The sequence below is a fragment of the Phycicoccus duodecadis genome, assembly GCF_002846495.1.
Classification (GTDB): Bacteria; Actinomycetota; Actinomycetes; order Actinomycetales; family Dermatophilaceae; genus Phycicoccus; species Phycicoccus duodecadis.
The window spans coordinates 2,217,834-2,228,118 of sequence record NZ_PJNE01000001.1 but is presented as its reverse complement, the minus strand read 5'-3'; the positions used below and the strand labels follow the sequence as shown (position 1 = coordinate 2,228,118).

Below are 10,285 nucleotides of genomic sequence, written 5' to 3'. Positions count from 1 at the left end.
TGTCAACATCCGCCGGCCCTTGTCCGAGCGACCGGTATCCCGTACCGTAAGGCGACATGACAGCGCTGTCAACACCCCGCGTCCCTCGTCCCTCCTCCCTCGGCCTGCACCGCCGCCTGTCGCGCATCTGCGACGCCTCGGGCCACATCCGCACGATGGCCATCGACCACCCCGAGAACTACCTCAAGCTCTTCGACGACGACCTCGACGCCGTGAGCTTCGAGGAGGTCGTCGAGTCCAAGCTCGACATGATCCGGGTGCTCTCGCGCCACGCCACCTCGGTGCTGGTCGACCCGGTGTGGAGCTTCGGGCAGGCGGTCGCGGCCGGCGCCGTGCCCGGCGACGTGGGCCTCATCAGCGGCATCGAGGCCCTGTACTACCAGCCCGACAGCGCCGTCGGCTTCGACACCGAGCTGCGGCTGCGCCCGGGCTGGGACCCGGCCCTGCTGGCCACTCTCGGCGCCGACGCCGCCAAGCTCGTGGTGTTCCACCGCGAGGACCAGGACGCGGCGGTCACGGAGCAGCAGCACGCCGTGGTGGCCGAGGCCGCGGCCCAGTGCCACGCGCACCAGCTGCCGCTGGTCGTCGAGCCGCTGTGGTTCCCGGTGGGCGACGAGGACACCGCCGACCCGGCCGTGCGTGCGGTGCGCCGCAGCAGCGTCCTGGCTTCGGCGCACTCCTTCCGGGCCGCCGGCGCCGACATCATGAAGGTCGAGTTCCCGGTGCTCGACCTCGACGACCTCGACGCCGCCCATGAGGCCTGCGCGGCGCTCGACGAGGCGGTCGACGGCCCGTGGGTGCTGCTGAGCGCCGGCGTCACCTACGAGGGCTTCCGCACCCAGCTCGACGTCGCGGCCGACCACGGCTGCAGCGGCTTCATGGCCGGGCGGGCCATCTGGGGCGACGCCGTCGGGCGGATGGACGCCGACCAGCGCCGGGCCGGCGCCGACCTGGCCGCCCGCCGGCTCGACGAGCTGGCATCGGTGCTCGAGGGCCGCGGGGCGCCCGCCTACGTGCCGGTCGACCAGTCCGAGGTCGCCGCGCTCGTCGGCCCCGAGTGGTACCGCACCGCCGGCTCCGGCGAGTGAGCGACGCCCCCGCCGGCACCGGGCGGCTGCTCTGTGTCGGCGGGGCGCCCGGAGCGGGCAAGACCACGGTCGGGGCGCGCGTCGCCCGGGTCGTGGGGGCCGCCCTGGTCGACCTCGACAGTGTGACCACGGCGTTGGTCGAGGCGGTGGCGGCGGGCTTCGGTGAGGACGCCGACCTCGACGCGCCCCGGTACGCCGCCTTGCGGGAGGCGCGGTACGCCTGCCTCGACGCCGTGGTGGGCGACTGCCTGCGGGCGGGCTCGGACGTCGTGGCCGTGGCCCCCTTCACGCGGGAGGCGGCCGACGCCCGGGCCTGGCGCCGGGGGGCCCGCGCGCGCGGCGCGGCGTCGGTGACCCTGGTGTGGCTCGACGTCGACCCGGCGGTCGCCGCGGCCCGGGCGGCGGTCCGAGGGTTCGCGCGGGACCGGGCCAAGGCCGGGCGCGGAGCGGGACGCGCGTCGGCATCGGCGTCGGCCCCCGTGGACCGGGGCGGGCTCGACCTCGTCCTGGACGCCGCGGCCGGCGCGCCCGACGAGCTCGCCGCGCGCGTGCTCGCCCGGTGGGCACCCCTCGTCTGAGCGGTCGGTGGCACGATGGCGCCCATGAGCGACGAGGCGGTCGACCGGGCCCAGCGCGCGGTGGAGGAGGGCATCTCCCGCGACTTCAGCACGGCGATGTCGTACGGCGCCTACCTCGACCTCGGCACGCTGCTGTCGGCGCAGCACCCGCGCAGCGAGCCGGTGCAGCACGACGAGCTGCTGTTCATCGTGCAGCACCAGGTGTCCGAGCTGTGGCTCAAGCTCCTCCTGCACGAGCTGCGTTCGGCGCGAGCGCTGTTCGCCTCCGACGAGCTCGGCCCGGCGCTGAAGCGCCTGGCGCGGGTGAAGCACGTGCAGCGCCAGCTCGTCGAGATGTGGGACGTGCTGGCCACGCTGACGCCCAGTGAGTACGCGCAGATCCGGCCGTTCCTCGCGACCAGCTCGGGCTTCCAGAGCGACCAGTACCGGGCCGTCGAGTTCCTGCTGGGCAACAAGAACGCCGAGATGTTGCGGGTCTTCGAGCACGACGCGCGGGCCCACCGCGGGCTCGAGGAGCTGCTGCACGAGCCGACCCTCTACGACGAGCTGCTGCGGCTGCTGGCGCGGCGCGGCTACCCGGTGCCGGCCGAGGTGCTCGAGCGGGACGTCAGCCTCCCGTACCGCCTGGTGCCCGGGCTGGTCGAGGTGTTCGCGGCGGTGTACGCGGCGCCCGCCGAGCACTGGGGGGTCTACGAGACCTGCGAGGAGCTGGTCGACGTCGAGGACCTGTTCCAGCAGTGGCGGTTTAGGCACCTACAGGTGGTCACGCGCACCATCGGGCACAAGGTCGGCACCGGCGGCTCGAGCGGCGTCGACTTCCTGCGGCGCGCCCTGGACCTGACGTTCTTCCCCGAGCTGTACGAGGTCCGCACCCGCGTCGGCTGAGCCCCGAGCCCGACCCCCTCCCCGAACGTGTGTGAAGAACGTCGGTATGCCGGCGTTCTTCACACACGATCGCGGATGGCCTCACTAGGGTCGGCGCATGGCTCCCCGCGTCATCCACACCGCCCAGGCGCTCGTCGACGCGGTGATGGAGGTCCCGGCCCTGCCCCGCCGCGGCGGCAACGTGATGGCGACGTCCTACCAGCGCTACGCCGGCGGCGCGGTCACCATCCTGCTGGCCGCCGCCCGCTCGGGGGCCCACGCCGTGCACGCCGGGGCCGTGGGCACCGGGGCCAACGGCGACCTCGTCCGCGAGCGGCTCGGCGCCGACGGCGTCGAGCTGTCGGCGCCACCGGTCGAGGACCAGGACACCGGTGTCTGCGTGGTGCTCGTCGAGCCCGGCGCCGAGCGCACCTTCGTCACCACCCAGGGCGCCGAGCGTCGCATCAGCGCCGCGTCGCTCGCGACCAGCGCCCCCGTGGCCGGCGACCTCGTGTGCGTGAGCGGCTACTCGCTCGTCGGAGCCACCCGCGACCCGCTGGTGACATGGCTGGGCTCGCTGCCCGACGACGTCGTGGTGGTGCTCGACCCGGGGGCGACCTTCGCCGAGGTCCCGGCCGGGGTCCGCGACGCGGTCCTGGCCCGCACCCGGGTGTGGACCGGCAACGCCGAGGAGTCGGCGGCACTGGCGGGGGTCGACGGCATCCAGGAGTCGGCCGAGATCCTCGAGGGGCTGCTGCCGGACGGCGCGGTCGTCATCGTGCGCGACGGCCCCCGGGGCTGCCTGGTGCGCGAGCGGGGGTCGGCCCGGTTCCTGCCCGGTCATCCGCGCCGCCCCGTCGACACCAACGGGGCCGGCGACACCCACACCGGTGTGCTGCTGGCCGAGCACGCCGTCGGTGCGAGCTGGGTCGAGGCGGCCGTGCGGGCCAACGCCGCCGCCGCCATCAAGGTCACCCGTCGGGGGCCCGACTCCGCACCGACCCGCGACGAGATCGACGCGTTCCTGGCCGGCTCCGGCTCCTGAGCGGGCCGCCGTCCGGCTCCTGAGCGGGCCGTCGGGCCCGAGGCCGACCCGGCCGGCTCAGTGCATCCGGTCGAGGTCGTCACGGCAGCGGCGCTCGAACCGGCCGAGCTCGCCGATGGCCGTCTCGAGGTCGCGGCGGCGCTGCTCGAGGTCGGCCCGCCGCTCGTCGATCTGCGCCAGCACGTACTCGAGCTGGCTGCGGCGCCCGCGCGGTGCGTCGTAGAGGTCGATGATCGTGCGGATCTCGTCGAGCGGGAAGCCCAGCCGCCGGCCGCGCAGCACCAGCGCGAGGCGGGTGCGGTCGCGCCGGTGGTAGACGCGGGTGGTGCCCCGCCGCTCGGGGGAGATGAGCCCGAGGTCCTCGTAGTGGCGCACCGTGCGGTGGGTGACCCCGAACTCCTCGGCCATCTCGGCGATGGTCCAGGTGCGCTCGGCGGCGTCGCCCGGGGCGCCGCGTCGGCGGCGGACGTCCGCGGCGGGGGTTGGCATACCGGGGAGTATTGCTTTACGTTGACGTCAACGTCAAGAACGTGACCGACGGCCGGCCGCCGTGACCCGGGGCCGGCGACTCCCAGCGCGAAGGGGCGCCGATGTACGAGCTGAGCAAGGACCACGAGGACTTCCGGGCCGTCGTCCGCGCGTTCGCGACCGACGCCGTCGAGCCGCACGTCGCCCAGTGGGACCGCGACCACCACTTCCCGACCGACCTCGTCCCGCGGATGGGTGACCTGGGCCTGTTCGGGCTGGTCGTGCCCGAGGAGTTCGGGGGCTCGCTCGAGCACGCCGAGGGTGGGGCGTTCACGAACCTCTGCATCGCCATCGAGGAGCTCGGCCGGGTCGACCAGTCGGTCGGCATCACGCTCTCGGCCGGGGTGGGCCTGGGCATCAACCCGATCCTCACCTACGGCACCGACGAGCAGAAGCAGCGCTTCCTGCCCGACCTCGTCGCCGGGCGCGCGCTGGCCGGGTTCGGCCTCACCGAGCCCGACGCCGGCTCCGACGCCGGCGCCACCCGCACCAGGGCCGTCCTCGACGACGCCACAGGGGACTGGGTGGTCGACGGCGCCAAGGCGTTCATCACCAACAGCGGCACCGACATCACCTCGGTCGTCACCGTCACGGCCCGCACCGGCACCCTCGACGACGGCCGCCCCGAGATCTCGGCCATCATGGTCCCTTCCGGCACAGCGGGTTTCACGGTCGAACCGGCGTACCACAAGATGGGCTGGAACATCTCCGACACCCACGGGCTCTCCTTCGCCGGATGCCGCGTGCCGGCCGGCAACCTCCTCGGGGAGCGGGGCCGCGGCTTCCACCAGTTCCTCAAGACCCTCGACGACGGGCGCATCGCCATCAGCGCGCTGGCCCTCGGCCTCATCACCCGGATGCGCGAGGAGGCCACCGCCTACGCCAAGAGCCGCACCGCCTTCGGCCGCCCCATCGGAGTCAACCAGGGCGTGGCCTTCCCGGTCGCCGACCTGGCCGTCATGGAGGAGGCCGCCCGCCTGCTCACCTACCGCGCCGCCTGGCTCAAGGACGAGCACGAGGCCGGGCGCCGCTCGGTGGAGGAGGTCAAACAGGCCGCCGCCAAGGCCAAGCTCTACACCTCGGAGGCCGCCGTCACCGCCACCCGCATCGCCACCCAGGTCTTCGGCGGCAACGGCTTCATGGAGGAGTACCCGGTGGCCCGCTTCTACCGCGACGCCAAGATCCTCGAGATCGGCGAGGGCACCTCCGAGGTCCAGCGCATGGTCCTCGCCAAGGGGCTGGGCCTGCCGGCATGAGCGACACCGACCCGCGCGTCGCCGACGTCCGCTCGCGGCTCGAGGCCGCCTTCGAGGCGTCGGCCGCGCCCCCCGAGAAGGCCGCCGCCAAGCTCGCCGCCCAGCACAAGCTCTACGTCCGCGACCGCCTGGCCCTCCTGCTCGACGAGGGCTCGTTCGTCGAGGACGGCCGCTACGCCAACTCCCGCGCGGCGGGGCTGCCCGCCGACGGCGTCGTCACCGGCCGCGGCACCGTCGAGGACCGCCCGGTCGTCGTCATCGCCAACGACCCCACCGTCAAGGCGGGCTCGTGGGGGGCGCGCACCGTCGAGAAGATCGTGCGGGCCACCGAGACCGCCCTGCGCGAGGAGCTCCCGGTCTTCTGGCTGGTCGACAGCGCCGGCGCCCGCATCACCGACCAGGTCGAGATGTTCCCCGGCCGCCGCGGCGCCGGGCGGATCTTCCACCACCAGGTCGCGCTGTCGGGCAAGGTGCCCCAGATCTGCTGCCTGTTCGGGCCGTCGGCGGCCGGCGGCGCCTACATCCCGAGCTTCTGCGACGTCATCATCATGGTCGAGGGCAACGCGTCGATGTACCTCGGCAGCCCCCGGATGGCCGAGATGGTCGTGGGCGAGAAGGTCTCGCTCGACGAGATGGGCGGGGCCCGGATGCACTGCACCGTCTCGGGCGTCGGTGACCTGCTGGCCCAGGACGACGCCGAGGCCATCGAGCTCGCCCGCCTCTACTTCTCCTACGTGCCCGACAGCTGGCGGGTCTCGCCGCCGGCGTACTCCGTCGAGGAGCCGGCCACGCCGCTGACCCGCGACAGCGTGCCCGAGCGTGAGAGCCAGCCCTTCGACGTGCACGAGCTGGTCGACGGGCTGGTCGACGACGACAGCTTCTTCGAGATCAAGCCGCTCTTCGCGCCCGAGCTGGTCGTCGGCTTCGCCCGGATGGGCGGCGAGAGCGTCGGCATCGTCGCCAACAACTCGGCCGTCAAGGGTGGGGTGCTGTTCACCGACTCGGCCGACAAGGCCGCGCGCTTCATCTGGCTGTGCGACGCCTTCTCGATCCCGCTCGTCTACCTGGCCGACGTGCCCGGCTTCATGATCGGCTCCGAGGTCGAGCGCGGCGGCATCATCCGGCACGGCGCCAAGATGGTCTCGGCCGTCGCCTCGGCCACGGTGCCCCAGTTCTGCGTCGTGGTCCGCAAGGCCTACGGCGCCGGGCTGTACGCGATGGGCGGGCCCGGCTTCGGGCCCGACGCCACGATCGCCCTGCCCACCGCCCGCATCGCGGTGATGGGCCCGGAGGCCGCGGTCAACGCGGTGTACGCCAACCGGATCGCCGAGATCGAGGCCTCCGAGGGGGCCGCCGCGCGCGACGCGTTCGTGGCCGCCCAGCGCGCCGAGTACGAGGCCGACGTCGACCTCGAGCGGCTCGCGGCCGACCTCGTCGTCGACCAGGTGGTCGAGGCCGACGCGCTGCGCGCCGAGCTGCTGCTCCGGCTGCGTTACGCCGCCCGCCGCGACCGGCACTTCGCCACCAAGCGGCGGGACGTCCCGCCGGTCTGACCGGCGGGCCGCTGCGCCGGCGCCAGCGGTGCCGGCAGGGCCGGCGTCAGTCCCGCAGGTCGTGCCAGCCCACGCCGAGCTCGCGCAGCAGCTCGCGCAGCAACGGCAGCGAGACCCCCACGACGTTGCTCGGGTCGCCCTCGATGCCGGCCACGTAAGGGGCCCCGAGGCCGTCGAGGGTGAACGCGCCGGCCACCCGCAGCGGCTCGCCGGTGGCGACGTAGGCCGCGATCTCGGCGTCGTCCAGGGCGGCGAAGTGCACCGTGGTCGAGGCGGTGGCCCCCACCAGACCGCCGCTGCCACCGTCCTCGGGTCCGCGCCGGTCGACCAGCCAGTGCCCGGTGTGCAGCACGCCGGAGCGCCCGCGCATCCGACCCCACCGCTCGGTCGCCTCCGCGGCATCGGCCGGCCGGCCGTGCACCTCGCCGTCGAGCTCGAGCACCGAGTCGCAGCCCAGCACCAGATCCTCGTCGTCGTCGTCGCCGAGCGCGGCCACGACGTCCTCGGCCTTGGCCCGGGCCAGTAGGAGCGCCACGTCGGCGGCCCCCAGCGCGCCGTGGCGCTCCTCGGCCGCTGCGACCGCGGCCACCTCGTCGACCGCCGAGACCTGCACGCGCGGCTCGACCCCGGCCGAGCGCAGGGTGGCGAGGCGGGCGGGGGAGGCGGAGGCGAGGAGCAGGGTCAGTGCGGGCATGTCGCCACGGTAGACGGCCATCGGCTCAGCCCAGGACCTCGTCGACGAAGCACCACCGCCACGCCTCCCCGGGCTCGATCGAGCGCATCACGGGGTGGCCGCTGTCGTGGAAGTGCGCCTGGGCGTGCTTGCCCACCGACGAGTCGCAGCATCCGACCTGGCCGCACTGGGTGCAGGCCCGCAGGTGCACCCAGTCCAGGCCCTCGGCGCGGCACTGGGGGCAGCCGTCGGTCTCCTTCGGCGGCTGCGGGGCCCGGTCGTCGTCGAGGTGCTCGCACGCCCCGGCAGCCGTCTCGGGCGGGCGCAGCTCGGACTCGCGCACCTCGCTGGCCCGCGTCGTGCCCCAGACCAGCACCGACTCCTCGGCGTCGAGCTGGCCCAGCACGCTGGTGAGCACCGCGTGGTCGACCTCGCCGCGGGCCCGGATGCGCAGCAGCTCGTTGCGCTCCTCACGGATCATCTGGATGCGCAGCCGGGCCCGGGCCTCGGCCGGGCTCTCGCGGTCCCCGGGGCCGAGGGTGCCGAGCCGCTCCCAGCTGCGGTTGACCCGGTCGGCGGCCTGCTCGTGGATGGCCGCGACCACCGCCGGGTCGGCGTCCGGGTCCTTCTCGATGGCCCGCAGCCCGGCGCCGGTGGTGGCGCCGAGGACGGTGGCCTCCAGCAGCGCGTCCTGGCGGGGGTCGGGGCCGCGCACGTCGAGGGCACGGGCCAGCGCCGGCAGGGTCGTCCCCTGGAGCAGCAGGGTGCCGACGGTGACGACGAGGGCGACGAGCACGAGCTCGGGGCGCATCGGGGTGCCTTCGGGCAGGGTCAGGGCGGCCGCCAGGGTGACCACCCCGCGCATCCCGGCCCACCCGCTGACCAGCGAGTACCCGAGCATCGTGCGCCACTCCGCGCGGCCCAGCAGCGCCGGGACGGCGTTCTGGCCCAGGATCCAGACGGGCCGCAGGACGAGCACGGTGGCGAGGACGGCCAGCGCGACGAGCAGGGTGCGCCCGGTGCCGAGCTCGCCGGTGCGGGTGTCCTGCAGAAGCGCCCAGACCTGGAGGCCGATGAGCAGGAAGACGGCGTTCTCGAGGACGAAGGTGACGCTGGACCAGTTGATCCGCTCCGAGAGCCGCGAGGGCGCCGACTGCAGCGCGGTCGACCGGTGGGCCAGCAGCAGCCCGGCGGTGACGACCGCGAGCACGCCGGAGCCGCCCACCGCCTCGGCCGGGGCGTACGCGAGGAACGGCACGATGAACGACAGGGCGGTGTCGGCCGGGACCTCGGTCAGCCGCCGGCGCAGCGCGCCCACCAGCAGGAACGCCAGCACCCCGATGGCGACCCCACCGACGGCCGCCACGAGCAGGTCGAGGACGACGGATCCCGGCGTCACGGTGCCCGGGTCCACGCCCCCGGCGCCGTGCACGGCCAGGCCCGCGGCGGCCAGGGCGGTGCGGAGGGTGACCAGGGCGGTGGCGTCGTTCAGCAGCGACTCGCCCTCGAGGATGGTGGTGATCTTGCGCGGCAGCCCGATGCGGCGGGCCACTGCGGTCGCGGCGACGGCATCCGGTGGGGCCACCACCGCGCCGAGGGCGAGCGCGACGGCGAACGGGACACCCGGCAGCAGGGCCCAGACGACCAGGGCCACGCCGACGGCCGTGAAGAGGACCAGCCCCACCGAGAGGCTGAGGATGCGCGAGCGGTAGGCCCGGATGTCGACCAGCGAGGTCGACAGCGACGCGGAGTACAGCAGCGGCGGCAGCAGGCCGAAGAGCACCACCTCGGGCGAGAGGCGCACCTCGGGCACCCCCGGCACGAACGAGAGCACCCCGCCCACGACCAGCAGCGCGAGGGGGACCGGGATGCCGCGCGGGCCGGCCACCCGGCTCACGAGGATGACGACCAGGACGACGGCGACGACGAGGACGGCGGGTTGCACGCAGCGATTCTCGCCCCTGGCGGGTGCCCGCGATGCACCCGCCCACGGGTCACCGCCCGGGGCGGCCGCTCACTCGGGCAGCGGCCGGCCGAGGTCGCCGGTGAGGTAGTGCTGGAGCACCGGTGCCATCGTGTCGGCGAGCACCTCGGGGTCGGCGTCGGCGAGCCACGGCAGGCCCACGACGTAGCGCCCGAAGAGGTAGCCGGTGATCTGGGAGCCGACCAGGGCGGCGCGCAGCTCGGGCCGGTCGCCACCGACCTGCCGCGCGAGCGGGAGGAGCAGCCGGTCGGTGAGGAAGCGACGCACCAGGTCGGCGACCTCGTCCTCGGAGGCCGCGGCCCGCAGCAGGCCGGTCATGGTCTGGCGGGCCTCGGGCTGCTCCAGCGTACGGACGACCAGCGTCGCCAGGGTGCGGCCCACGCCCTCGACGCCACCGGCGACCAGCTCGTCGACGAGGGGCTCGGGCTCGAAGGGGACGTCGACCACCGTGACGAACAGGTGCTGCTTGCTCCCGAAGTAGTGGGTGACCAGCCGCGTGTCGACGTCCGCCTCCCGCGCGATGCCGCGCAGGGTCGTCCGCGGGTACCCCAGCTCGGCGAACTGCCGCTTCGCCGCGACCGCGATGGTCTCGCGCGTGTTGCTCCCCGCCGGTCGTCGCCCTCGCGCTCGTGGCACGTGTCCTCCTCCACGTCCGCCCGGAGACCGAGAACGACGGTCGCCGAGCAGTCTCGGTGCGCTCGACCGACCCCGCGTCG

General features: G+C 74.5%; 10 protein-coding genes. 6 read left to right on the top strand and 4 right to left on the bottom strand.

Annotated features, from left to right (window positions below):
- Window positions 1-56 precede the first annotated feature (56 nt).
- From ATL31_RS10435 to ATL31_RS10420, 4 genes are all read left to right on the top strand, one after another.
- Window positions 57-1,088, top strand: a complete 1,032-nt coding sequence (locus ATL31_RS10435; protein ID WP_101395711.1) for a beta/alpha barrel domain-containing protein — start codon at window positions 57-59, stop codon at window positions 1,086-1,088.
- Window positions 1,085-1,666 carry a P-loop nucleotide/nucleoside kinase family protein gene (locus tag ATL31_RS10430; protein ID WP_158239836.1) on the top strand — a complete coding sequence of 194 codons (582 nt, stop codon included), beginning with the start codon at window positions 1,085-1,087 and terminating at the stop codon, window positions 1,664-1,666. Before ATL31_RS10435 ends, ATL31_RS10430 begins: the two co-directional genes overlap by 4 nt.
- 24 nt (window positions 1,667-1,690) lie before the next feature.
- Window positions 1,691-2,551, top strand: a complete 861-nt coding sequence (locus ATL31_RS10425; protein ID WP_101395709.1) for a tryptophan 2,3-dioxygenase — start codon at window positions 1,691-1,693, stop codon at window positions 2,549-2,551.
- A gap of 97 nt (window positions 2,552-2,648) precedes the next feature.
- Window positions 2,649-3,575, top strand: a complete 927-nt coding sequence (locus ATL31_RS10420; RefSeq protein ID WP_101395708.1) for a PfkB family carbohydrate kinase — start codon at window positions 2,649-2,651, stop codon at window positions 3,573-3,575.
- Window positions 3,576-3,632: 57 nt separating this feature from the next.
- Here ATL31_RS10420 and ATL31_RS10415 read toward each other — a convergent pair whose 3' ends face one another.
- Window positions 3,633-4,064, bottom strand: coding sequence for a MerR family transcriptional regulator (locus tag ATL31_RS10415; protein ID WP_101395707.1), 432 nt, complete (start codon window positions 4,062-4,064; stop codon window positions 3,633-3,635).
- Window positions 4,065-4,165: 101 nt separating this feature from the next.
- On the opposite strand from ATL31_RS10415, the gene ATL31_RS10410 reads away from it, so the two are divergent.
- Both ATL31_RS10410 and ATL31_RS10405 read left to right on the top strand, forming a co-directional pair.
- Window positions 4,166-5,359: an acyl-CoA dehydrogenase family protein gene (locus ATL31_RS10410; RefSeq protein WP_101395706.1), complete on the top strand. Its 1,194-nt coding sequence runs from the start codon at window positions 4,166-4,168 to the stop codon at window positions 5,357-5,359.
- The gene (locus tag ATL31_RS10405; RefSeq protein ID WP_101395705.1) at window positions 5,356-6,912 is read left to right on the top strand and encodes an acyl-CoA carboxylase subunit beta; all 1,557 of its coding nucleotides are present in this window, start codon (window positions 5,356-5,358) and stop codon (window positions 6,910-6,912) included. Before ATL31_RS10410 ends, ATL31_RS10405 begins: the two co-directional genes overlap by 4 nt.
- Before the next feature lie 46 nt (window positions 6,913-6,958).
- Here ATL31_RS10405 and ATL31_RS10400 read toward each other — a convergent pair whose 3' ends face one another.
- The 3 genes from ATL31_RS10400 to ATL31_RS10390 form a co-directional block, all read right to left on the bottom strand.
- The gene (locus tag ATL31_RS10400) at window positions 6,959-7,606 is read right to left on the bottom strand and encodes a Maf family protein (RefSeq protein ID WP_101397502.1); all 648 of its coding nucleotides are present in this window, start codon (window positions 7,604-7,606) and stop codon (window positions 6,959-6,961) included.
- Between the two features lie 25 nt (window positions 7,607-7,631).
- Window positions 7,632-9,530, bottom strand: a complete 1,899-nt coding sequence (locus ATL31_RS10395; protein ID WP_101395704.1) for a cation:proton antiporter domain-containing protein — start codon at window positions 9,528-9,530, stop codon at window positions 7,632-7,634.
- A gap of 69 nt (window positions 9,531-9,599) precedes the next feature.
- Window positions 9,600-10,205 carry a TetR/AcrR family transcriptional regulator gene (locus ATL31_RS10390; RefSeq protein ID WP_158239835.1) on the bottom strand — a complete coding sequence of 202 codons (606 nt, stop codon included), beginning with the start codon at window positions 10,203-10,205 and terminating at the stop codon, window positions 9,600-9,602.
- Window positions 10,206-10,285 lie beyond the last annotated feature (80 nt).